The 24,971-nt window shown below is 35.4% G+C and carries 19 protein-coding genes; 6 read left to right on the top strand and 13 right to left on the bottom strand.

The window, feature by feature from the left end; all coding sequences use genetic code 11:
* Positions 1-74 precede the first annotated feature (74 nt).
* Positions 75-1,094 carry a LacI family DNA-binding transcriptional regulator gene (locus tag EHLA_RS00960; protein WP_096238972.1) on the top strand — a complete coding sequence of 340 codons (1,020 nt, stop codon included), beginning with the start codon at positions 75-77 and terminating at the stop codon, positions 1,092-1,094.
* 138 nt (positions 1,095-1,232) lie between these two features.
* On the opposite strand, the gene EHLA_RS00955 is transcribed toward EHLA_RS00960, so the two are convergent.
* Entirely contained in the window at positions 1,233-3,491 is a 2,259-nt protein-coding gene (locus tag EHLA_RS00955) for a glycogen/starch/alpha-glucan phosphorylase (protein ID WP_096238971.1), read from the bottom strand.
* Positions 3,492-3,878: 387 nt separating this feature from the next.
* Here EHLA_RS00955 and EHLA_RS00950 point away from each other — a divergent pair, with 387 nt between their 5' ends.
* From EHLA_RS00950 to EHLA_RS00930, 5 genes are all read left to right on the top strand, one after another.
* Complete coding sequence (locus EHLA_RS00950; protein WP_096238970.1) at positions 3,879-4,748, top strand: AraC family transcriptional regulator; 870 nt, start codon at positions 3,879-3,881, stop codon at positions 4,746-4,748.
* Between the two features lie 756 nt (positions 4,749-5,504).
* Positions 5,505-6,032, top strand: coding sequence for a nitroreductase (locus EHLA_RS00945; RefSeq protein ID WP_096238969.1), 528 nt, complete (start codon positions 5,505-5,507; stop codon positions 6,030-6,032).
* Positions 6,022-6,714: a nicotinamide riboside transporter PnuC gene (gene pnuC, locus EHLA_RS00940; RefSeq protein WP_096238968.1), complete on the top strand. Its 693-nt coding sequence runs from the start codon at positions 6,022-6,024 to the stop codon at positions 6,712-6,714. Before EHLA_RS00945 ends, pnuC begins: the two co-directional genes overlap by 11 nt.
* 44 nt (positions 6,715-6,758) lie before the next feature.
* Entirely contained in the window at positions 6,759-7,250 is a 492-nt protein-coding gene (locus EHLA_RS00935; protein ID WP_096238967.1) for a prolyl-tRNA synthetase associated domain-containing protein, read from the top strand.
* A gap of 79 nt (positions 7,251-7,329) precedes the next feature.
* Positions 7,330-8,382 (top strand): cobalt-precorrin 5A hydrolase, encoded by a 1,053-nt coding sequence (locus tag EHLA_RS00930; protein WP_096238966.1) that lies wholly within the window; start codon positions 7,330-7,332, stop codon positions 8,380-8,382.
* A 381-nt stretch (positions 8,383-8,763) separates the two neighbouring features.
* Here EHLA_RS00930 and hisA read toward each other — a convergent pair whose 3' ends face one another.
* The 12 genes from hisA to essC all read right to left on the bottom strand — a co-directional run bounded on the left by hisA (position 8,764) and on the right by essC (position 24,878).
* Positions 8,764-9,540, bottom strand: a complete 777-nt coding sequence (gene hisA, locus EHLA_RS00925; RefSeq protein ID WP_096238965.1) for a phosphoribosylformimino-5-aminoimidazole carboxamide ribotide isomerase — start codon at positions 9,538-9,540, stop codon at positions 8,764-8,766.
* A gap of 112 nt (positions 9,541-9,652) precedes the next feature.
* Positions 9,653-10,462 carry an MBL fold metallo-hydrolase gene (locus tag EHLA_RS00920; protein WP_096238964.1) on the bottom strand — a complete coding sequence of 270 codons (810 nt, stop codon included), beginning with the start codon at positions 10,460-10,462 and terminating at the stop codon, positions 9,653-9,655.
* 87 nt (positions 10,463-10,549) lie between these two features.
* Positions 10,550-12,118 carry an A/G-specific adenine glycosylase gene (mutY, locus tag EHLA_RS00915; RefSeq protein WP_096238963.1) on the bottom strand — a complete coding sequence of 523 codons (1,569 nt, stop codon included), beginning with the start codon at positions 12,116-12,118 and terminating at the stop codon, positions 10,550-10,552.
* Positions 12,119-12,586: 468 nt separating this feature from the next.
* Positions 12,587-13,420: a M48 family metallopeptidase gene (locus EHLA_RS00910; RefSeq protein WP_123864823.1), complete on the bottom strand. Its 834-nt coding sequence runs from the start codon at positions 13,418-13,420 to the stop codon at positions 12,587-12,589.
* A gap of 208 nt (positions 13,421-13,628) precedes the next feature.
* Positions 13,629-13,889 carry a 30S ribosomal protein S18 gene (rpsR, locus tag EHLA_RS00905; protein ID WP_005344029.1) on the bottom strand — a complete coding sequence of 87 codons (261 nt, stop codon included), beginning with the start codon at positions 13,887-13,889 and terminating at the stop codon, positions 13,629-13,631.
* Between the two features lie 28 nt (positions 13,890-13,917).
* The gene (locus EHLA_RS00900; protein WP_096238961.1) at positions 13,918-14,406 is read right to left on the bottom strand and encodes a single-stranded DNA-binding protein; all 489 of its coding nucleotides are present in this window, start codon (positions 14,404-14,406) and stop codon (positions 13,918-13,920) included.
* Positions 14,407-14,423: 17 nt separating this feature from the next.
* Positions 14,424-14,711, bottom strand: coding sequence for a 30S ribosomal protein S6 (rpsF, locus tag EHLA_RS00895; protein ID WP_005344024.1), 288 nt, complete (start codon positions 14,709-14,711; stop codon positions 14,424-14,426).
* Between the two features lie 196 nt (positions 14,712-14,907).
* The gene (locus EHLA_RS00890) at positions 14,908-15,093 is read right to left on the bottom strand and encodes a DUF951 domain-containing protein (protein WP_021907032.1); all 186 of its coding nucleotides are present in this window, start codon (positions 15,091-15,093) and stop codon (positions 14,908-14,910) included.
* 107 nt (positions 15,094-15,200) lie between these two features.
* Entirely contained in the window at positions 15,201-18,977 is a 3,777-nt protein-coding gene (locus EHLA_RS00885; RefSeq protein ID WP_096238960.1) for an Ig-like domain repeat protein, read from the bottom strand.
* Positions 18,961-20,706 carry a serine/threonine protein kinase gene (locus EHLA_RS00880; protein ID WP_096238959.1) on the bottom strand — a complete coding sequence of 582 codons (1,746 nt, stop codon included), beginning with the start codon at positions 20,704-20,706 and terminating at the stop codon, positions 18,961-18,963. The genes EHLA_RS00885 and EHLA_RS00880 overlap by 17 nt, the downstream gene beginning before the upstream one ends.
* Entirely contained in the window at positions 20,707-21,009 is a 303-nt protein-coding gene (locus EHLA_RS00875; RefSeq protein WP_096238958.1) for a hypothetical protein, read from the bottom strand.
* Complete coding sequence (gene essC / locus EHLA_RS00870) at positions 21,006-24,878, bottom strand: type VII secretion protein EssC (RefSeq protein WP_096238957.1); 3,873 nt, start codon at positions 24,876-24,878, stop codon at positions 21,006-21,008. Before essC ends, EHLA_RS00875 begins: the two co-directional genes overlap by 4 nt.
* Between the last annotated feature and the right edge of the window lie 93 nt (positions 24,879-24,971).

Here is a 24,971-nt window from a genome sequence, read left to right as displayed (position 1 = left end):
TCATAGTTAATTTATAATATACGAAACAATACGAAATAAATAATCCAAAAATAATCCTATAAGGAGGTATTATTATGGCTGTCACATTAAAAGACGTTGCCACACTGGCCGGAGTTTCCCCTTCCACAGTCTCACGAGTATGCAAAGATCACCCTTCCATCAGCCGTGAAACAAAAGAAAAAGTCCGCAAGGCAATTGAAACATTAGGCTATGAACCTACATTTCAGGCTGCCGATGTGGAACCTAAAAATAAAACTATTGGTATTATATTGCCGCCTTCCCCAAAAGAATCCTTTGAGAATGCTTTTCATCTTGAAATCATCCGGGGAGTAAGCCAGTTCTGTAATCAGCACAATTACATGAGTACCATTATCACCGGTCAGGATGATACTGAAATTTTAAACGTGATTCGTAATCTTGTGAAATCTGAGCAGATTGACGGTTTTATTATCACCTACTCAAAACAGAATGACCCTATCGTAGACTATCTCTACAGCGAAGGACTACTGTATGTTGTAATCGGAAAAGTGTATCATTTTGTGAATCAGACAATCTATGTCGATAACGATAATGTTCTTGCAACACAAGAAGCGACAGAGTACCTGCTTAATTTAGGGCATAGAAATATCGCCTATTTAGGCAGCGACAGCAACTTTATGTTCTCTTCCGACAGAAAGTCCGGCTACCAGCTCGCCCTTATTAATAACGGCATTTCCATAGATCCTGATAATATCATAGAGTTACCTTTTATTCCTGAAGAAGATACAAAGGCCGTTTATAACCTGCTAAACAGAGAAAATCGTCCCACTGCAATTCTTGTCAGCGATGATATCTTTGCAGTTGCCCTGGAACGGGTTTGTATTGAAATGGGGCTGTCCATTCCAAAAGACCTTTCCATTATCTCTTTTAATAACTCTCTGTTTGCAAGGCTTACCTCACCACGGCTCACTTCTATCGACATTAACTCTGTGCAGTTAGGAATAGAAGCCGCCTCTCAGGTAATCAATCATATAGAAAATCCAAATCTTCTTGCGACGAAGATTATCGTACCACATAAGCTTATCGAACGACATAGCTGTGCTAAGTTAAAGTAGTATATTAGAACCCAGATTTTGAGATTTTACATTTTCCTTCTAAAACACATTTGAAAATGCTCTAAATCTCAAAATCTAATTTTTTCTTAAATCTTATTTAGTCTTTTAATTTCTAAATATTTCTTTTAGCTATGTTTCTTAGTCCTCTAACTTCCAGATATCCCTGTTATACTCTTCAATCGTTCTGTCAGAAGAAAAATATCCTGCTTTTGCGATATTAACAAGCATTTTCTGTACCCATTCTTCCCTGTTTTCATAGTCAGCATATGCCTGCTCTCTTGTCTTTACATACTCATCAAAATCAGGGAAGGTCATAAACCAGTCTTTAGATACAAGTTCATTAAATAATCTTTCTAATCGTTCTTTATCGCCAACTGCCTTCAGTTCTTCTCCTATGATAAAGTCTACTGCCTCTTTGATTGCCGCATTTTCGTTATAATATTTTGCCGCATTATAACTTCCCTGTGCATATCTTTCAACAACCGTATCACTGGAATCTCCGAAAATATAAATATTATCGTCCCCTACCAGTTCATGAATCTCAACATTGGCTCCATCTTCTGTTCCTAATGTAAGCGCACCGTTAAGCATGAACTTCATATTACCTGTACCACTTGCCTCTTTAGAGGCAAGGGAAATCTGTTCTGAAATATCGCAGGCTGGAATTAATTTTTCTGCCCATGTCACATTATAATTTTCCACCATCACAACATTAAGATACGGACTTACTTCCGGATCATTATTAATAAGCTGCTGCAGACAGAGGATAAGATGAATGATATCCTGAGCGATTATGTATGCCGGCGCTGCCTTCGCTCCAAAAATAACGGTTATCGGTGTAGATGGTTTCTTTCCTGCCTTAATCTCTAAATATTTATGAATGACATATAATGCATTTAACTGCTGTCTCTTGTACTCATGCAGTCTCTTAATCTGAATATCAAAAATAGAATTTTCATTAATCGTAACATTCTGTTTTTCCATCAATGCCTTCTTTAATTCCATTTTCTTAGCAGACTTTATCTCAAGAATCTGTTTTAATACTTTCTTATCATTTTTATAATCTAAGAGTTTTTCCAACTGCATTGCATCTTTTTTAAATCCATCCCCGATAAGAGATGTGATGAGTTCTGTCAACTGTGGATTGCAGTGTAACAGCCATCTTCTAAAAGTAATACCATTTGTCTTATTATTAAACTTCTCCGGATAAATTTCATAAAAATGATGCAGCTCATTATTTTTAAGAATCTCTGTATGTAAAGATGCCACTCCATTAACGCTAGAAGAATAATGAATATCAATATGAGCCATATGTACTCTTTCTTCTCCGTCAATAATATATACTGCCTGATTATGATATTTTCTTCTTACTTTATCATCTAAAACTTCGATAATCGGCATAAGCTGCGGCACTGCTTTTTTCAGGTAATAAATCGGCCATTTTTCCAACGCTTCTGCAAGTATCGTATGATTTGTGTAAGCACAGCTCTTTGTTACCGCTTCAATCGCCTCATCCATCTCAAGCCCTCTTTCCACAAGTAAACGGATAAGCTCCGGAATAACCATTGTCGGATGGGTATCATTAATCTGAATCACTACATAATCAGAAAGGTCATGCAAGTTACATCCCTTTGCAACACATTCATCAAGAATCAACTGTGCCGCACTGGAAACCATGAAATACTGCTGATAAATTCTAAGAATACGACCTGCCTCATCACTGTCATCTGGATAAAGGAAAAGAGTAAGATTCTTCTTTATATCTTCTTTATTAAAATTAATTCCATCCTCTACAATACTTTCATCCACACTCTCTACATCAAATAAATGCAGCTTATTCGATGTATTGTTATATCCAATAACATCAATATCATACATTCTTGATTTTACTGTCATCCCTTTAAACTTAATGTCATATGTCACATCTGTTTTTGTAAGCCAGCTTTTCTCTGTAAGCCATGGATCCGGCACTGTTGTCTGCATATTATTTTCAAAAACCTGTCTGAACAGCCCAAAATGATAATTCAATCCAACACCATCGCCGTTTAATCCTAAAGTCGCAATAGAATCAATAAAGCAAGCTGCTAATCGTCCAAGTCCTCCGTTACCAAGAGACGGTTCCTTTTCAAACTCTTCGATTTCACAAATATTTTTTCCATTCTGCGCAAGCTCTTCCTTCACCTCGTCATAAATTCCAAGATTGATAAGATTATTAGATAATAACTTTCCGATCAGGAATTCTGCGGATATATAATATAATTTTTTCTTAGAATTACCATGCTGCTTACCAGAAGCCATTTTCTTTGTTAATGTAAGCAATGCATAATAAAGCTCCTCATTTGTACATTCTGAAATGGATTTACCGTACTCTGTTTTTATAAATTCTGAAAATTTCATATTGTAATACCTCCCTTAAAAAGATAATATATTCCCTGAATTCCTTATATTTGATTTCCCACAACTTTATAAAGAAATTTCGAGAATATTTCATAAAAGTTTCTCGTGTATTTTTACTGTGATTATATTATAATACTGTTAGAGCTTAATTTATTGCAGTACAGTCTTATATTTTTGCACAATACTATCTTTTTTTAACATTCGACTTTGTCAATATGTAAAGTAGTATTACAGATATAAAACATATATGATACCAAACGCTCCTGCATACATATTACCTATATTTAAGAAAGGAAATTCTCGAATTTATCTTTAGATTCCATACGTAAATTTAAGACGTAACTTTAACACATACATTTAATGCATAAATTCGATACAGGAATATATATGGATAAACTTCAATACAAAATATATCACGAAAATAAAACACATACTCCAGACGATTTTCCATACAACACTTATCTTTGTTCCATCCCCCTAGACTTTCATTCGGTAAACCTTCACTGGCACGATGAAGTCGAAATTATTGTTATAAAAAAAGGAATCGGTATTGTCAGTGTAGACTTAACCACCTATTCTGTCAGTGCCGGAGACATTATCTTTGTTCTCCCCGGACAGCTTCATTCCATCAGCCAAAAAGACAATGAGATTATGGAATATGAAAATATCCTGTTCAAATCCAGTCTCTTAAAATCATCCGGTTATGACTTATGCAGCGATAAATTCATTCAGCCACTTTTTTCAGGCAGCCTTAATATCTGCCCGGTAATCAATAACCAGACTCCATATTATTCTCCAGTCATCACCGCCATTAACGAAATCGATCACCTGTGTGATTTACGCCCTTACGCTTACCAGCTATCTGTCAAAGCACATTTATTTCAGATACTATATACTCTGGTTTCAAATTGTGGGCAAAATAAAATCAAACCAATCAACCAAAAATCTCTCAAAAAAATAAAGACGATATTATCCTATATCGCCGACAATTTTCAGGAAAATATTACGATTGAAGATATCGCAAATTATTGCTTTTACAGTAAGTCCTACTTTATGAAATTTTTCAAAGAAACTATGGGAATAAGCTTTATTCAATACCTTAACGATTATCGCCTGGAAATTGCCGCCGAGTTACTCACCACAACAACTGATACTATTTTGGATATTGCAATTGCTACCGGATTTAATAATATTTCTTACTTCAACAGATCCTTTAAAAAGAAATATGGCGTTTCACCAAGAAAGTATCGATGTTAAAGACAGACGAAAAAAGAAATACTGCCATATCCCATCTGCTCTGTAGTCGCTGTGTTTAAGATGCTCATCCGCATCTTAAACACGCTCCGAAGCCGCATCTGGGATATGGCAGTATTTCTTTTTTCTGTGTTTTGGCTCCAGAAGGGGGAGAAATCAGAAGACTACTGCTTGCTCGGAAGATGTATCGTCAGAAGCTTAGTTTAACGAACAGTAAAAATAAAGTGGATTGTCTTTTCCTGAGAAATTAAAGTAGTCACCTTTAGAGTTATCTTGCTACGAGATGTGCATCATATAACGCATGACATACGTCAAGAAAAATAATATATTGTGACAACATAATGATAAATACATCATGTACAGCGATAGCCTGTAGTATCATCTTATCATCAGTGAAACTTGAAAAAAGCTTCAGTATAGCGAAGAGAGTAAGCAGTAGACTCCTGACTTCTCCCCTTCTCTTCCCCCAAGACTATTGAATTCATTCCTTTTGGAGCCAAAACACAGAAAATAAAAAGAATAGACCATAACAAATGTAATGTGAGAGCAAGTAAAAATGCCGAACAGGCATTTTCTACGCAGTGATATCTTTACATTTGTTATTGTCTATTATTTTTATTTTCGTCTGTTTCCCCCAAATGAATTAAATAGTAAAATCCTGTTGCGTTACGATAAATGTCCGATTATAATTGTAGGGTAACATTTTTACTAGCAAAATATAAAGAACCCTATGAATATAAATTTTTAAGGAGGAAAATTATGAGTGACGTATTAAATAAAATGAAAACAAGAAGAAGTATCCGTAAATTTAAATCGGATATGGTTCCGCAGGAAGTTTTAGATCAGATTATTGAAGCGGGGCTTTATGCGGCAAGCGGAATGGGCGAGCAGTCTCCTATTATCATTCAGGTTACTAAGAAAGAATTACGTGATGAAATTTCTAAAATGAACTGCGAGATTGGTGGTTGGAAAGAAGGTTTTGACCCATTTTACGGTGCACCTGCCATGTTGATTGTTCTTGCTAAAAAGAGCCGTCCAACCTATGTATATGACGGCAGCCTTGTAATGGGCAACCTTATGCTTGCAGCTCATGAACTTGGAATCGGAAGCTGTTGGATTCACCGCGCGAAAGAAGAATTTGAATCCGATTGGGGTAAAAATTTCCTGAAATCTTTAGGTATTGAAGGGGAATATGAGGGAATCGGCCACTGCGCGTTAGGTTATGTTGATGGAGAGTATCCTGCTGCTCCAGCAAGAAAAGAAAATCGTGTTTTCTATGTTAAGTAACCCATTAAAAACATTGACAAAAAAGGAATGGCTGCTCTGGCTTGCCTCCCTCGCTGCTGTAATCATTTCAAATCTTGCAACGAATGATTTAGATTTGCTTACATTAATCTCGGCACTCCTCGGTGTCACTTCACTGATTTTTGCTGCAAAGGGAAGTGTCTGGGCACAGTTTCTGATGATTGTTTTCTGCATTTTATATGGTATCATTTCTTTCCGTTTCCACTACTGGGGAGAAATGATCACCTATCTTGGAATGACTCTGCCGATGGCTGTCTGGTCAGCGATCACATGGCTTCAAAACCCATCCGAAGAAAATGAAAACGAAGTAGCAATTCAAACATTAAATAAAAAACATATCATTGGATTAATTATCAGCACAATTATCGTTACGAGTATTTTTTATTATATCCTTATGTGGCTGGATACACCAAATATTATATTCAGTACCTTGTCTATTGTAACAAGTTTTGTTGCAGCATCACTTACTATGCTGCGTTCTTCATACTACGCTATGGGATATGCCGCAAACGATATCGTGTTAATTGTACTCTGGGTGCTTGCCTCACTTGAAAACCCTGCCTACATCCCTGTTGTAGTAAATTTTGCAATTTTTCTTTTAAATGATATGTACGGATTTGTGAGCTGGAAAAAGAGAGAGTTAGAACACGCTCTAATACAATAGAAAAAACACTAATATATAAAAATTGAGCAGGAGGATTCTCTATTATGAATAAACAGGACATTTATAAGTATTTAAAAGAAAATAATATCTGGCACGAGATTACAGAGCATAAAGCAGTTTATAACATGGCGGAACTTGCAGAAGTTGATATTCCATATCCGGAGGCCGATGCAAAGAATCTTTTCGTACGCGATGATAAAAAGAAAAACTTTTATCTTATCACTGTTCGTGGAGACAAGCGTGTCAATTTAAAAGAATTTCGTAAAGCCAATGGAACCCGTCCTCTAAGTTTTGCTTCTGAAGAAAATCTTATGGACATTATGGGGCTTATCCCTGGTGCTGTAACACCTCTTGGCATCTTAAATGATACGGAAAAGAAAGTACATTTTTATCTCGATAAGCATTTTCTTGAAGAACCGGGTCTTGTCGGAGTTCATCCAAATGATAATACTGCTACTGTATGGCTGAAAACAGAAGACTTAATCCGTATTCTCGAAGAACATGAGCATGATGTGACACTGGTATCTTTAGATTAACAACAACTATTGTATAATAGTTACCCCCATTGCCAAACCGTAGTGGGGGTATATTTATAGCAAACGAAAGGATTTATTTATGAACACCGCTTATTTTTACCTCACCGATGAAGGCGGAAGACTTGCTCACAAACTGGCTGCCGCTCATCCCGGTGATATTTATAATAAAGAAAATTTTAAAGAAAATCTGCAAGCAGGCTTTGGCAAATACGATTCACTTATCTGCATCATGGCAACAGGAATCGTTGTGCGTATTCTTGCCCCGCTAATTGTACATAAGACGAGTGACCCGGCGGTTGTCGTTTTAGATCAGAAAGGAAAATATGCCATCAGTCTCCTTTCCGGACATCTTGGAGGAGCGAACGACCTCGCTCGTGAAATGGCTGTCATTTCCGGTGGCGAAGCTGTCATCACTACCGCAACCGATGTAGCAGGCGAACTTTCTTTTGACACTTTTGCAAAAAAACACGATATGGCAATTGAGAACATCGGACAGTTAAAACATATCAGCGGTGCGTTGCTTTCCGGGAAGAAAGTAAACGTCTTTACCGATAAAAATGCTGCGGAACTTTATCCGGAATTAGCAGCAGAGCAGAAACGGGGAATGATTGCTATTTTACCCCTCTCCGAGTTTTTCAAAACCTATACTATTGAATCCAATATTCCGGCTGTAGTAATTGATGAGAGGCTTTTTGTATCAAACTCCACTGTTCCACAGGCAGCTCCAGTTCTCTATCTCCGCCCACGCACTATCTGCGCCGGCATCGGCTGCAAGAGAAATATGGAACAAAAACCGATTGAGGAGGCACTTTTACAGACATTAAAAGAAGAGGGAATTCACCCTCTTTCTCTAAAATGTATTGCAACCATCCCACTGAAATCCGATGAACCCGGAATTATTGGAACCGCCGCAAATTTAAATGTACCATTACAGATTATACCTACCGAAGAAATCGAAAATCTGGATATCAGTCAGCTCGGTATTCAGACTTCCGAATTCGTTGCCAGCCAGACGGGAGTCCTATCTGTTTCCACAGCCTGTTCTTATCTGGCATCCGACAAAGGCACTATTTTGCGGGATAAAGCAAAGTACAAAGGAATCACAATTGCCTTGTCAAAAGAGAACTCTTGATCTGTAGATTTGGAACAGACGAAAAAAGAAATACTGTCCTATCCCATCTGCTCTGTAGTCGCTGTGTTTAAGATGCTCATCCGCATCTTAAACTCGCTCCGAAGCCGCATCTGGGATAGGACAGTATTTCTTTTTTCTGTATTTTGGCTCCAGAAGGACAGAATAAGAATAAGCCACGATCTTCTGTCCCCTCCCCTCTCTCTCCCAAAGATTATTGAATACATTCTTTGTGGAGCCAAAGCACAGAAAATAAAAAGAAGAGACCATCGCAAATGTAATGTGGGAGCAAGTAAAAATGCCGAACAGGCATTTTCTACGCAGCGATATCTTTACAGTTGCGATGGTCTCTTCTTTTTATTTTCGTCTCTTTCGCCTCATAAATTAGTATTTAATCTCGTCTAACACTTTGGAGAATGGCATCTTCCCGCCAAATAAGTCCAGGGCACTTCCAATGGTTACATCCACTTTATTTTTCCCAAGTTCTTTTAACTTTCTTAAATCTTCAAAGGAGCTTACCCCTCCTGCGTAGGTTACCGGGATTCCATCCCAATTGCCAAGTAAGGCAGCGATATCTTCTTCGATTCCACCTGCTTTTCCCTCTACATCTACTGCATGTACAAGAAATTCATCACAATACTCTGCAAGTTCAGATAATACATTTTCTGTAAGTTTCACATCGGTAAACTTCTGCCAACGGTCTGTGACGATATAATAATCTTCACCTTTCTTTCGACAGCTTAAGTCAAGAACAAGATGTTCTTTTCCAGTTACTGCGACAATTTTTTTAAGGTTTTCATAATTAATCTTTCCATCTTTAAAAACATAGGAAGTCACGATGATGTGGGATGCTCCTTTTTCCAGAAAAAATGCCGCATTATCCGCTGTCATCCCACCTCCGATTTGAAGTCCTCCCGGATAAGCCGAAAGCGCCAGGCAGGCCTGTCTGACATCTTCCTCATAATACTGGCTTCCGGCTGGGTTTAAAAGAATAATATGCCCCCCTTTTAGTCCGGCATCTTTGTATAATCCGGCATAAAAATCTCCATCTTTTTCTGAAACAAAGTTATCTTTTGCATAATCTCCCTTATCTAAAAGACTGCCACCGACAATCTGTTTCACTTTTCCATTATGTATATCGATACATGGTCTGAATTTCATAAACTGTCCCTTTCATTTTAAGAATGCCAAAGCATTCTTATCGCAAAATACGTTGATGCAACGCATGACATATTTCTAATGAGCAATTCTCTTATCTGCATTTCCAGAGAAATTATTTTAACTCAATAATTTCTCTGTCATACGGTACATAGACATTTCCTTTATAATATTTCCTGGCTTCTTTTTTATAAAGAGATTTTCTCTTTCGAATATTTTTATCTTCCGTATGCCATAATAACAGATTCTTTACTTCTAACTTCTGCGCCAGTTCTGCACTGTCTTTTACCGTACCATGATGTTTTTCATATGGCTTAAATTCATCCTTTTCTTTATCTAAGCAAAAAGCTTCATGCAGAAAGTAATCTGTCTGGTACGCATATTCAAAACAATGCTCCTGGTATGGCTCATCACCGCAAAATGTCAAACGCTTTCCATTATTTAAAGTTGTCACAAAGCCAAATTGCCTTGCTTTTGTAGATCTTATATCGAAAAACTTGACTTTATAATCTAAAATCTGTTTTTCTTCTCCATCCTGTACCGGACAAAGAATAATTCTGTCTCCTATAAGCTTCGTAATCTTTTTAACCAATGTCAGCTCACAAATAGTTTTAAGTACATTTACCAGGCCATCATGACAATAAATCGTACAGTTTCCTTCATATTTTCCCTTTTGAATTGCCTGACCAATCACACGAATCATCCAGATCATGCCTAAAAGATGATCCGTATGTTCATGCGTAAGGAAAATATCATGAATCTCTGTAACCGGAATATTCATTTTTTCAAGCTGAGTAAGTATACCATTCCCACCTCCGGCATCTATCATAAAGTATCTTCCCTTTTTGTCCTGAATAATAGAGCAGGTATTATAACATTTTGTAACGGATGCATTTCCTGTTCCAAGTACGATTAATTTCTCCATAATGTTTCCTTTCTATAACTCTATTTTTATTTCTTATTTATTTTATGTTTTTCTACTTTTTAGCGAGTGAGCTTTTATTGAATAAATCTATCCCCGATAAATTTGTTTCCGATAACATTCAAATGCTGAAGGAATTGCATATTTTTCTTCTAAATCTTCTCTTGATACGGCAATCCATTCTTCCTTTTCTAAAAGTTTCTCTGAAATATCTCTCATTTGAAGACGATATCCCCTCATCTGCCACTCAACATGAGAAAAAATATGCTTTCCTTCACCCAATGGCTCTATCATATAATCTCCGATTTCCCATTTTTTCATCTGTTCAGATAACTCTTTTGCAGAAAGCTCGCCATCAAGATTAGGCAATTCCCATAATCCACTTAAAAGCCCTTTCTCTGCCCTTTTGTGTAAAATAATCTTATCAGATACTTCTATTAAAAATACAGCCTTTTTTTCAATTTTTCTCTGTTTCTTTTTCGCTTTCACTGGAAAATCTGTTTCCCGTCCATATTTATGTGCCTGACAGATAGACTCCCATGGGCAATTCTCACAAAATGGTTCTCCATTTGGAATACAAATCGAAGAACCTAAATCCATCAACGCCTGATTAAAGTCTCCCGGATGTTCCTTCGGCAATACCCGTCGCACTTCCTGACTTATTTTCTTTTTAACCGAAGCTTTATTTATTTCACCATCTTCAGCAAGAATTCTTGAAAAAATTCGAAGAGCGTTTCCATCTACTGCCGGTTCCGGAATTCCAAATGCAATCGATGCAATCGCACCTGCTGTATATTCTCCTATGCCTTTAAGAGATAGTAGTTTTGAATAATCTGCCGGAATTTTCCCATTAAACTCCTTCATCACCTGGAGTGCAGCAGCCTTTAAATTCCTTGCTCGATTATAATAACCAAGCCCTTCCCACAACTTCATAAGTTCTTCATCCGGAACTTCAGATAATGCCTTCACATCCGGCAGCACTTCCATCCAACGGTCATAATATTTTTTCACTGCTTCTACTCTAGTCTGTTGCAGCATAATCTCTGAAATCCACACATGATATGGCGTTGGCTCACTTCTCCATGGTAAAATTCTTGCATTATAATCATACCAATTCAGTAAAACCTCGCCAATTCCTGTTGGTGCTACCTGCAACGGAACACAAATTTCCTTCCACGCTCTTGTAAGTTTCTCTATAGAAAAAGCTGCATTAGCCGGACTGGTTGAAGGCAGCTTTACCGCTTTTCTACCCGTTTCCTTCTCTTGATACTTTCTATAGTACTCATACGACTTTGCACCATTACAAAATATTTGTTTAATATCTGCATTCTCTAATATTTCAGATAAATCATTCGGAACCACGTTACGAATACTGCTATCCGATGAACCAATAATATCACAACTGTGGATAACATCCCATACAGCTACATGATTTTTATGAAGAAATTCTCTTTTCTCCTCTATCGTTTCCGGTTTATTCTCAGAAAAAACACCTGCCAAAAGCTTCCAAAAACGATTCTGAGGATGCCCGTAAAAAAATGCCTCTTCTCTGGATTTTACCGATGGAAAACTTCCCAATATCAAAATTTTTGAATCTTTATCATAAAGAGGCGGTATCGGATGTACAATCTTTTGTCTCTTCGTCTCATCTAGTTTCATAATAAAATATTTTCCTTTTCTCTAGCAACAACTCATAATCTTACCTTCGTTAGTATACCATAAAACTCGAATCTCATATATCTATTATGTAGCTTATACATTCAAGAATGTTCCACTGATACTGATTTGTTGCTCGCCATCTACAGAGATGGGAGCATCTCACATCTGATATAATTTGCAATCAAAAAAACAGAAAAAGAACTATCGTATCAAGATTCTTCTATATAAAATACAGAAATACTTTCTATTAAGAAATCTATATTCTATATAAAATCATCTGATTACAACAGCTCCTTTTCCATCTTAATCTCTCTTTGTCTATCCTTATCTATTCTTATGTATTTTATCTATTCTTCTATAATCCTCTGTATTCTTCTTTATCTTTCTTTATCCTCTTTTATTTCCGTACCTCTATACTTTATTTTCTTCTTTTATAACACTTTTTTATTCTCTACAGACAAATCCTAATTAAAAAATCTCATACTCTTTCCCATGCTTTTCAAGCCAGATACGACATTCTCTATATTCAGGCATAACCTTTTCCATCTCATTCCAGAACTTACCCGAATGGTTCATAACCTTTAAATGTGTCAACTCATGTACAATAATATATTCTATAATTTCCATCGGGAGCATCGCCAGCTTCCAGTCAAACTTAAGATTATGCTTCCTGTTACAGCTTCCCCATAAAGTCAGCTGATTTTTAATTTCGATATTCTGATAAGAAAGTCTTGGTCTTCGAAGTGCCGACTGCCGATTCTGACCGGTTATCATCACCTGATTATACTCAAGCCCCATCTTCGCAGCAAACTCTTCCACTTTTTTCTTAACAATAACCGCTGCACACTTTTTATAATAACGAACTATACAATATCTTAAAAACTCCTGACTATCATTATCCGTCTTAATAATCAAATGTTTTCCCTGTTCCTTCTTATCTTCCATATAAATCTTCGTCTCTTCTCTGTCAAAATCCGACAGATACTTTATTCTCAGAAGAACATCCGTCTTCCCAAGAAACGGAAGATACAAACCTGCTCTATAAACTATTCTTCCTTCTTCTAAATCAAGTGTAATTGGAAGCATCTGATGATTTCGGACTTTCTTCTTCTCATACTCCTGAAAAATAATCGTCTCATTCAGACGAACATATCTCTCAATCATCTCTCGACTCATTCCGACCGGAACCTTCATATCTATAGATAGATCATTGTGAATGATGAAGTCTACATATCTTGAATTCACACTGATAACATTCACATATAAATCTCCTGAGTCCTGATGAATTCTAATTTTAGACACGAGACTCCCCCTTTCTTCCGACAACTACAAATATTTTTCCTGTTATTTAATAGTATAGCGCGTTTTTTTATCTCTTTCAACTACTTTAACCAAAATATAAATCTTTTAATGTTTTTGTAAAAAACAAAAAGCCCAGACCCAAACAAATATTTTATATTTGCTATGGTCTGGACTTTTTATTTTATCTGTCACGCCTGATGGCAGTATCTTATTCTACTGTGTAAGGCATTAAGGATACGTGTCTTGCTCTCTTGATTGCTACTGTAAGAGCACGCTGATGTTTTGCACAGTTTCCTGTGATTCTTCTAGGTAAGATTTTACCTCTTTCAGATACGTATCTTTTTAATTTATTTACATCTTTATAATCGATTACTGCATTTTTATCTGCACAGAAAATGCAGACTTTCTTTCTTCTGCGGCCACCTCTTCTTCTCATTGGAGCATCGCCACGATCTTTGCTATATGCCATTGATATTACCTCCTAAAATTCCTTAACTCTAAATAAAAGGCAGTTCTTCTTCAATTCCTTCTGGAATTGTCATAAATCCATCGCTCACTGCCTCACTTGGGGCTGGACGGCTTGTTGGTGCAGGTGCAGCCTGTGGCTCTGGAGCATTCGTATATCCTCCCTGCTGCTGATATCCACCTGTGTAGCTGGATGCAGCTGCCTTACTCTCTGCAAAATCCTGTTCTTCAACAACAACATCTGTTGTATAAACCTTAACACCGTCACGATTGGTATAACTACCTGTCTGAATTCTTCCGGAAATGACAATCTTTGTACCCTGTTTTAGATACTTCTCTGCAAATTCTCCCTGTCTGCCAAAGGCAACACAGTTGATAAAATCTGCATCCTGTTCACCATCTCTGCGGAATCTTCTGTTTACGGCCAAAGTATATCTTGCTACGCACGTTGCCTTCTCACCCTGAGAATATCTGACATCCGGGTTTCTGGTTAAACGTCCCATCAAAACTACTTTATTCATGGAATTCCTCCTATTCGTTATGCATCCTGTTTAACGCATAAGTATCTCATAACTGGTTCCATGATACGAACACGACGTTCAATCTCTGCTGGACACTCAGCTGATGCATCGAATTGGATGAAATAGTAATATCCTTCTCTCATCTTCTGAATTTCGTAAGCTAATTTCTTCTTACCCCATTCATCAACGTTAGTAATCTCTCCGCCAAATTTTTCGATTAAAGCTTTAATCTTTTCAATGGCATCTGTTCTAGCGTCATCTTCGATTTTTGCATTAATAACCAGAGCTAATTCATACTTATTCATGGTCATTTGCACCTCCTTTTGGTCTTTCTGGCTCTCTTAAATACTTAAGAGAACAAGGATTTTTACACATTACAGTTGTCCATTATATCACAGAACCTTTACAAACTCAAGTTTCATTTTAAAATTTTACTGTACAAAATCTCTTCTGATATTACTCTTTTTTTATTCATTTTTACCATCAGACAGATCAGACATATTAGACATCCTGGCTGATATATCCTCGAAAATTCTTTTCTACAAGCTTTCTCGGAACCATTACTTCTCTTCCGCACTTCATACATTGCAGCCGAAAATCCATTCCAACTCTAAGTAACTTCCATTCATTCGCACCGCAAGGATGCTTCTTTTTCATTTTGATAACTTCTCCCACTTTAAAATCCATACGCTTTTGTACTCCTGTTTTCCATAATTAAGTTCACTATAGCAGAAAAATTTTTTCACGTCAAAGGCTTCCCTCCCGTATTTTTATCTATATTTTTATCTATATTATTATCTATGCTTTTTTCTATTGTAAAAGGCTATGCACCCACTTGTAAATACAGTAGCAGCTATTACTATCCCCATTATTATTTGTGATTTAGGATTATTTTTATAATATTCTTTTACAGGCTTATTCGTAGTTACAAGACACTTCCTTGTATCTCCATTATCATTAGAATCCAGCTTATTTCCTGCTTTATCCCATGCAATATAATGTATCGTTTGATACGCTGTATCTTCTGTAATCTTCTGATTCACCATATGATTCTTATCTAAATCTTCCGGCTTTATAATAAATTTCTGCACCTTTTTCTTATACAAAGGTATCGTACTTTTCTCTACATATAATTCCATTTTTTCAAAGGCATAATTATCCATTATACCGATTGTAAAGCTATGTTCTTCTTCCTCATAAATATCTTTTTCTAGATTACTAATATGAACTACTGGTGGTGTTTTATCTATAACAAAATGTATTTTCTTCTCCTTAGAATCTTCCTGAATTGTAACGAGATATTCTCCCTCTTCTGTAAAATTCTCTTTTTTTATATTATAGCTTTTCTCATACCATCCGTATTTTTCTGATTTTTTATCTGCGATTATACACTCTTTTACATATTCTCCTTTCAAAGTTCTTCTTTCTTCATTATCTTTTAAAATTATCACTCTTGATTTTGTCTGTTTTACACATCGTTCTTTTAATATAATATTGGGTTCTTCTCTTAAATAATGTCCATCTATACTTTCTTTTATCTTATGATTCAAAATAAAATCTGCACCCCAACGATTTACTCGAAAAATAACCTTATAATTATCCTTTATTTTATTTCCTGCTTTATCATTTGCCTTAATAAATAATTGATAAATACCGTCTTTTGACTTATTTTGTCTTAAATTCTCCCATTGAATCTGTACCTTCTTTTTATCCTCCGTTCTTTCATAATTCCAGTCTTCTTTCGAAACCGATTCACCACCTGCTTTTAATAAATACACCTTTACAGAATCCACATCCAGATATTTATCTTCACATATTACCTCAGGCATTATTACTCTGTCTTCATATACCGCTTCATTCTCGACTCCTTTTATCGTAATATTGGGAACTGTCTTATCTATTACAAACTCTATTTTCTTTTTTTCAGATTCATTTCCGGCTTTATCTGTACATCGCATCTGAATGTAATAGTGCGCCTCCTCTTTTAAAGTCAGATACCTATAATGCTTTTCTCCATTTCTGACATAGGATTCTGTATTGTTTGCATCTATCTGTTTCCTTTTATCCGCTGCTTTTATTGCTCTTATATCATATTCAACCTTATGTTCATCAAAATTTTTATCTTTTATGCAAAATACCACTGTTTTATCTGTGTTAAAATATAAAAGCTGATTTTCTTTTTCATAATCCGTATTATTCTCTATGGCAATAGAAACTTCCGGAAGCGTTTTATCAATCGTAAAATACTCCCTGTCTTTCCATTCCGACTCATTCCCTGCCTTATCTGTCACAGAAAGATTAATTGCATAATCTTCTCCATCTTTATCAAAATATATCTCGCATGTATGTATATCTTCTGTCGTTTTCCATTCGCCCATATGATATTCCTGATTACTTCCCTTTATATCCCACTTCACCAACTCAGGTCTAAAGTTGCGCTCTCTAACTATTACTCTTGCTTTTCTTTCTGTATTATAATATTCTGTTTGATTATTTCTATCATACTCCACCTTTATAACCGGCTTTTCAGTGTCAATAATGATTCCCTGTTCCAAAACCTCTTCACTTACATGTTCTGCATTATCTGTCATGCTTCCTTGAATCATTATTGGATGATCAGAATCTGAATATCTAAAGCTTTTCTCTTCTAATGTAAGCCGCTGTCTTTTTCTATATACTGTATCCTCAGCATCCCAAACCACTATGCTGCTATCCTCATGCATTTCCTTATTATTTACTTTTCCACACAGACTGGTTTTACAAATTCCCGACTGTTCATCCTCAAAGACCGCTTCAACGAGAACTGCTTTATTATAATAATTTAGCTTTTCTTTCTCATCCGTAAAAACTGCTTCCGGTATTTTTAAAGAGATTTTACTTACTTGTTCATGTAATTGTTCATCTTCAGAAACCATTCCTTTACTTTTTACAATTCCTCCGACATTTCCACTATAATCTTGTCCATAAACTTTTAAATAGCCTTTAAAATTTTGCTGTGCAGGTAACACAATTGTTGTCAGCTCTGATAGATTCTGCTTTTCTCCTTCATTCTTCAAAACAGACCATTCTTCTCTGCCATCATCACTTCCATATGGCACAAACATATAACTCAAGTTTTCAACTCCACTGACTTCATCTCTTACCTGAATAGATGCACATATGCGTTTCATACTAAAATATCGAAAAAATGGATATCTGCGAAATGTAAAAAAACTCTTTCCCTCTTTCTGCATCTCTGGTCTAAAAACTAACTGTTCCTTTTGATCATTCTGCCCTGTATAAATAATCTCCGGTTTTTTTGCATCATATGTAATTTTCAGTTCTTTTTGATTTCCCTTATGAACCGCTCCATCTGTACTTTGAAACAGTATAGTATAATTTGCTTCTATAGCTGCTTTCATCCTTGCTTCATTTATCCTTATCCCATCTTTATAATAAGATTTCCATTGTAGATGATCTGCTTGCTTTTTTAGTGTTCTCCATTCTTTTTCCATGTTCTTTCCATCTGCATAAAACATCTTCCCATCTACTGAAAAATTAGCTTTATTAAAATTCTCTTCCTGTATACGAATAATAATTTCAGGAGCATTTTTGAAGTACTGTCGGTCTTCTTTTTCTCTTACCGGATATTGATTGCAAAACACCTCTGTTATAATCGGTGAAACGGTATCTACTGTATATATCGGACTTTCATACCATCCATTATCTATACATTTATCTGTCTCACTATTTCTTTCTGCTTCCATTACATTTCCTGCTTTATCCGTACAATGTATCTTAACTCTATAATGTCCGTCTTCAAGATTTTTAATAGCATAGAGAAATATTCCTTGGGGTTGTTGATTTTCTTTTAATCTTATTATTTTTTTACTTATATCTGACTCCGGTACTTCTTCTTGTTCCCACTGTCCTTTTTTTCCGTATGACATACGATATAATTTTATTTCAATATCTTCCGGCACAATATTCTCTTCTTCTATACATATAGAAATTCCATTCTCCTTTCCACAAAAAATCTGATTTTGTGAAGACGTCACTTTTCCTTCATTGTTATGCAGTGTTTCGTTTATATTCCATATTGCAGAATCTTTATCCATAATATTCAAAACACCTTCATAATTAACAGTTAATTTCGGCGCTGAATTATCTATAATAAACTCTTCGCTTTCCGCCCCCTCCTTTCCTGTTTCAGCAGATATCGCATGATTTCCTGCCGTATCCTCTACTTCACCTTCTTCAACGAATATATCTCCCTGTATTTCAGGATGCTTTTTATCAATCACCATCTCTGACTCTGTATCTTCGTTCTCCAGCATCGATGCCGCCTTTACCTGACATCCGTAAGTATTCCATACTAATCCTGCGATTCCCAATAAAATAAACGGAAGTATCCAAATACTTTTTTTCTTTCTGAACTCTTTTATACAAACTATTGATTTATATACTTTTCCCACCATCAAATAAATTATACTGCTAAGCAAAAAAATATAAAATAATATCTCCCCCATTAATTGCCCTTTTGTCAGGTACGCAATTCTTCTTAATAAATCTGCATTAAGTTCCTCCCTCATCTCCTTCATCCCCCTCATACTTAAATCCATCAGCCATCTCTACTCTTCTTTGAGCATCTTGTAAAAGATTCTCTAATTCTTTCCCGTTTTTCTTTGCTCTTTCAAAATATCGCATTCTTCCGTTTATCTTTATCAATTGTTTTTTTAACATTTCTCTGTTTATCTCTTTCATCCTTAAAAATTCATCTGCATAATTCGCTATTTCTATCGCAACTTCTTTAGAAATTAGATATGCAGCAGAAATATCCGAAGTTGAACTCCTTTCCGTAATTTTAAATTGATTTAATATACATAACTCATTATAAAAATCTAGAAAATCCTTATTTTCTCGTTCTCCACTCTTATCAACTCCATTAATCAAGAAAGTATTATAATATCTTGCTATATTTGCATAAGCTATTACCCTCTTTTTCTTACCTTCATCAAAAGTCTTTTTCTTTTTTCCGTCATCTAACAAATCAACTACATCACAAAACCATTTTTCTGATGCACTTTTTCCTGTAATGCCACCCATATCATAGAAATATCCCAGTCCTACCTCATAGCAAAATTCCATATATCCTTCTCGTTTATTTTCCTTAAAAATATCTAATACAGTCTTTTCCTTACATGTAGTCATTACAACGCTTGTCAAAATTGAAGCGTCTTCCACACTAAAATTGTTCGGATGAATAAAATATTTTACCAGGCTTTGATAAATTGCTTTTTCATCTGGTATAAGAAGCAATGCCTGTTTATAATATTGTTCCGCTTTTTTCTTATCTATACTTTTCTCTGAGGATTCTATATAAACAGTAATTGCTTTTTCTTTATAAAAATGAGCAGCCTCCTTACAGCCTAAACTAAACATACCTGATATTTGTAACAATACAATAAAGACTATTAATTTTTTTACTTTCCTCTTTTCTGTTTTTAAAGAAGTATGCTTCTTATAATCTACTTGAGAAAACGCATAAGAAAGCTCTTTGCAATTCTGATACCGCATATCTGGTTCTAATTGCATACATTTTAAAATAACTTCTTTTATCTCACAGGATATATTCTCTCCCCAATATTGTTGATGATAAATTTTATAAGGTGGTTTTTCCGGACTGTAACCAGTTAGCATACTATATAAAGTAACTCCCAGACAGTAAATATCCGTCCTCTCATCCGTCTGTCCCATTCCTCCGTACTGTTCCGGTGCCGCATATCCTCTAGTTCCTAAATATGTCGTATCTGTACTATTCTTTTCATAACAATATTCACGTGCCGTTCCAAAATCAATCAGCACCAGTCTTCCTGTTTTTTTTAATATGATATTATCCGGCTTTAAATCTCGATAAATAATCGGCGGAGTTCTAGAATGCAGATAAGACAGCACCTCACACAGCTGTTTTCCCCAGGATAATACTTCTGTTTCCTGAATCCTTCCTCTTTCTTTCAGAACTTCTTTTAATGTCTTTCCTTCAATAAATTCCATAACCATCCAGATAACATCCTTTTTTTCTATGATGTCAATAATCTTTGGTAAACCCGGGTGATTTAATTTTTTTAGAATATCTGCTTCTAATACTAATTGTCTGCTTATCATTTCATAGTTTTCACAATATTCTCTGCTTATTTCTTTTACTGCCCATTCTTTATTTAACCGTTGGTGCCTTGCCAGATATACTGTACTCATCCCTCCCTGTCCAATTACAGATATTATTTTATATTTACCATCTAATACAGATCCCAATTTCAGCATTTATAAATCACACCTGTCAAAAAGTATTAATCTATTTCCATTGTTCACCACACATTCCTCTAACCGTACATTGGGATTCAGCACAACCTTACTCTCTATACATGCCAAATATAAATTTTCTTCTTTTATTCTCTCTTTTCCTCTCTCTAAATTTTTTTCTTCCAGCTTAGTACAAGTTGTAAACTCTATATTCATCACCGTATGATATATTTCTTTTATAATATTCTTCACTATCTCCGTTTCTTCACATCTAAATTCGTACCACTTTCCTACTCCAGCAACAAAAATATCCACATATATCACACTGCCACTCTCCTGTCCAATATCTGCCTTATTTTCTCCTGTCTCCTGTAATCATTCTGTTCTTTCACTGCCAATGCTGTCTGAAATTCTAAAATCCGCTCTCCATAATAAGCAATTCCCCTCCCTGGTATCCCCTTTTTAGGTAAAACAGGAATCTGTATTATATTAAACGCTTCTGTATAGGAATAAGTATCCTTCATATAAAAACAAATTCTGGTCTTTAAAAGATCTGACAATCTCATAGATATATTCATACCTGAAAAAGATTCTACTGTTATTATCATTAATATCCCAAGCTTTTCCCCTTCTCTTAATATTTGATACAATATATCTTCATATTTTTGATACGTCACTGTGCAAAACTCCTCAAAACCATCTAATACAATCACCATAAGGGGAATGCTCTCTTCTTCCCCCATTCTATTTTTATATTGATTAAAATTACCTCCCGATAACATTTTCTTTCTTCTTTTTAATTCTTCTCTGATACCTTCAAATAATCTATCCGTTTTTTCTTCTTCCTCTTCCTTTATCACTTGCTGTACCTGCGATGCAACCGCATAAATATCCATTCCTCCACCATTAAAATCTAAAATATACAAAATAATATCTTTTTCTGAATACGTATTTAATAAAGAAAATATAAAGGTCTGCAGGAAAGTACTTTTACCCGAAACACTCCTTCCTCCAATGCCAACATGGCCACATTCCATAAGATTGAAATAAAACTTTGGCTGTTCCTGGTTTTCCGGATCATCAAATACTCCTAGACAAATTTGTATTCCCTCATTACAAAATAACTGCTGTATTCGCTGCTCCTTACCTTTCTTATCTTTATTCTCTTCTATAATATCTTCTAAATATAAATATTTCGGCAAAGGATCCATCCATAATCGCGTACCTGCTCTGTAGTTATATTTCTTTGCAAAGTGAGCTATATACTTTGTTATTGCCTGCAACTGCGTTATTTCTTTCTCGTGTTCAAACGTTTCTTTTACAAAAGTATTTTTTACAGAACAAGGAGTACCATCTAGATTAATCATCTGTGCTACCGCTTTTCTACATTCTTCCCTATACGGCGCTCCGCTCCAGCCAGCTTGAAATAAATCATAGACCTCATTATTCCCAACCTGTAAATACCCCCTTCCAGTTTGTGCAATCTGGCAGGCATCCATGTTATGAAGCATGTCCATACTATCCTCTCTTTCCTGTACTTTAAGACAAATACGAAATCGTGAATTGCTCCATATTTTATCATCAACAACTCCTCCCGGTTTTTGTGTTGCCAATATAAGATGAACTCCCAAACTTCTCCCGACCTGAGCCACGCTAATCAGTTCCTGCATAAATTCCGGTTCTGCTTTTTTTAATTCTGCAAATTCATCTATAACAATTAATAAATGCGGAATTGCTTCGCTTGTAGCTCCCGCAATAAAAAGCTTTGTGTAATCATTAATATTATTAACCTTCCACTGCTTAAATATCTTTTGTCTTCGTTTATTTTCACTTTTTATGGATATCATTGCCCTGTAAGCCTGTCCATCTGATAAGTTTGAAATTCCTCCGGAAATATGTGGCAGCTCAGAAAATAATCCTGACATTCCTTCTCCTTTATAATCTATAAGCAAAAAATTAACTGCTTCAGGACTAAAATTTATGGCCATTGACAGTATGAACGTCTGAAGTACTTCACTTTTCCCTGAACCTGTAGTGCCTGCAAGTAAGCCATGCGGTCCATGATAACGTTCATGGATATCTAAATAACAAGATTCACCTCCCGCTTTTTTTCCAATCAAAACCCGGCAGCTCTCATAAATACTGTTCTGTCTCCAACGACTTTCTATATCAAGTTCCTTCACTGTCATAACTCCATACATTTTTAAAAAATCAATTGTGTCAGGAATGTCCTTCTTTTCTTCTATCTCCGCTACCCTTATTCCTGAAATAGTTCTTATTAATCGTTCCGCCGCTTCTTTTTTTATATAATCAAAATATATCTCTTCCCTTTTTTGACTATGCCGTTCTATTTCATACCACCCTGAAAACTCCTTACTTCTTTCCAATACTAATTTACATGTATTAGGCAACTGTTCTCTTCTTTCCACAAGCCATATAACTGTTAGACCGTAATTCTCTTTTTTATTAAAAATATATTTGGAAAACATTTCTCCATCCAGATATTTTTCTTCCGCAATAAATAAAATATAATGAGGCAGTCCTTGCTCTGATCGACCTGGTGTAGATATTCTTTCTCTTTCTTTAAATACCTGAAGCAGCCTGTAAAATAATTCTCTTGCTTCTGATAGATTTTCTGCAATATTGCGCTTTCTTCTATCACTGTCCCATATATGTGGCAGCCATCGACAAAATCCCCACTGTTCATATTGCATAACTTTATTTTTATCATATATACATGCCAGTTTTACCTCTGTATAACAATTACATAGCGCAATCTGTAATATCAGGTTCCGCACGATTATCATTCCATCATCCATCTCTGCTTCTATAACCCCGACTTGATCATATTGTGTTATATCTAACAACATCGGAATCTGATGCATGATATTATAATGTTCTCGTATCTTTTCTGCTTCCTGCCACAGCACACCTTCTTCCTCATAAGACACTTCTCCCACAAACTTTATTTCCATAGGAAACCGTATATTCCCGGTACCTACTCTATATTTTAAAAAATCTTCATGATAGGGATTTCGGTTCCACAAATATAAAAATAACAGTGAATTATTCACATACCTGTCTGCACATAAATAACGACTTTGTAATACTTTATAAGTTTTTTCATATTGTTCTTTAATCTGCATACTTTTTTTATGCAAATATCTTCTGTAAGCATTCTTCTTTCTATCCGTTCGTTCCTTTCTTTTTCTCTTCTCATATTGCCTGGAAATCATAATCCACAAAAGAGAACACATTACTGATATAACAACCATAAATATTCCTGAATATATATATGTACCTGCTTGATTTTCTTCTGTCCTCATCCCATATATTAAAAATACATTCATTCCCAACATCGGAAACATCATGCTCAAAACCGCACCTATATCCATAAATACAGAACGTTGTTCTTCCATTCCCAACATTCCCAATATAGGTGGATTCTCAATCTGTAATGTAAGCTTCTCTAAATGTTCCATAATTCTTGGTGCCCTGTGAAAACTTTCTTTTAACATAGGAGCTATAACGCCCTTATCCTGTATAAATTCATTCACCTTTATTTCTTCTAAGCAAAATACACTTATCTCTTCTTCTGTCTGTTCTACCGCAATAAAATCATCAAAAAACAAAAAAATTCTTCCAGAAAAATATATAATATCTCCATAACTCAGTTTCTTATTCTCTTTTATGAAATCTCCATTAATGTATACTGGTTCTATTCCATAATTATTTAAAAACCATTGACCATTTTTATTTAAAATGCTCACACAGGGAATCTGCTCCGAATCATCTCCCGTCAGAAAAACTTTATTTGACTGCTTTACTATTCTGCAAACTTTTAATCTATATGTTCGATAGGCACTCCAATTATATTTACAACGTATATATTGTATAGAAATATTTTTTTCACCGATTTTTAAAATATATTTCCGTCCTGTATTCAACTTATAAAAAACAGCTTGATTCTCTTCCACCCTTTCCGTTTGAAAAAACTGTTTTTTGCTTACTTTATAGTAAGCTGTTTCCTTAACATACCATTCCTGCATTATATATTCCAATTCCAAAAACATCGTCTGTTCTATGGAAAACTCATCTTTCGTAAGTAGTATCCTGCACTTTTGGTTCGCATCTTCTGAAAGTAAAAAACGTCTTCCATACTTTTCTCCATATATAAAAATCAAAAATCTCATAGCTTCTTTTCCCCTAAAGTGATATACTGTGGTGTTAGGGGCAAAAAGTATTTTGTCCCTAACTTGATGTCACGAATTATTCCATAGCTAACG

Source organism: Anaerobutyricum hallii, assembly GCF_900209925.1.
GTDB classification, from domain to species: domain Bacteria; phylum Bacillota; class Clostridia; order Lachnospirales; family Lachnospiraceae; genus Anaerobutyricum; species Anaerobutyricum soehngenii.
The sequence above is the reverse complement of the archived record's forward strand: the minus strand, read 5'-3'. Positions and strand labels throughout refer to the sequence as shown.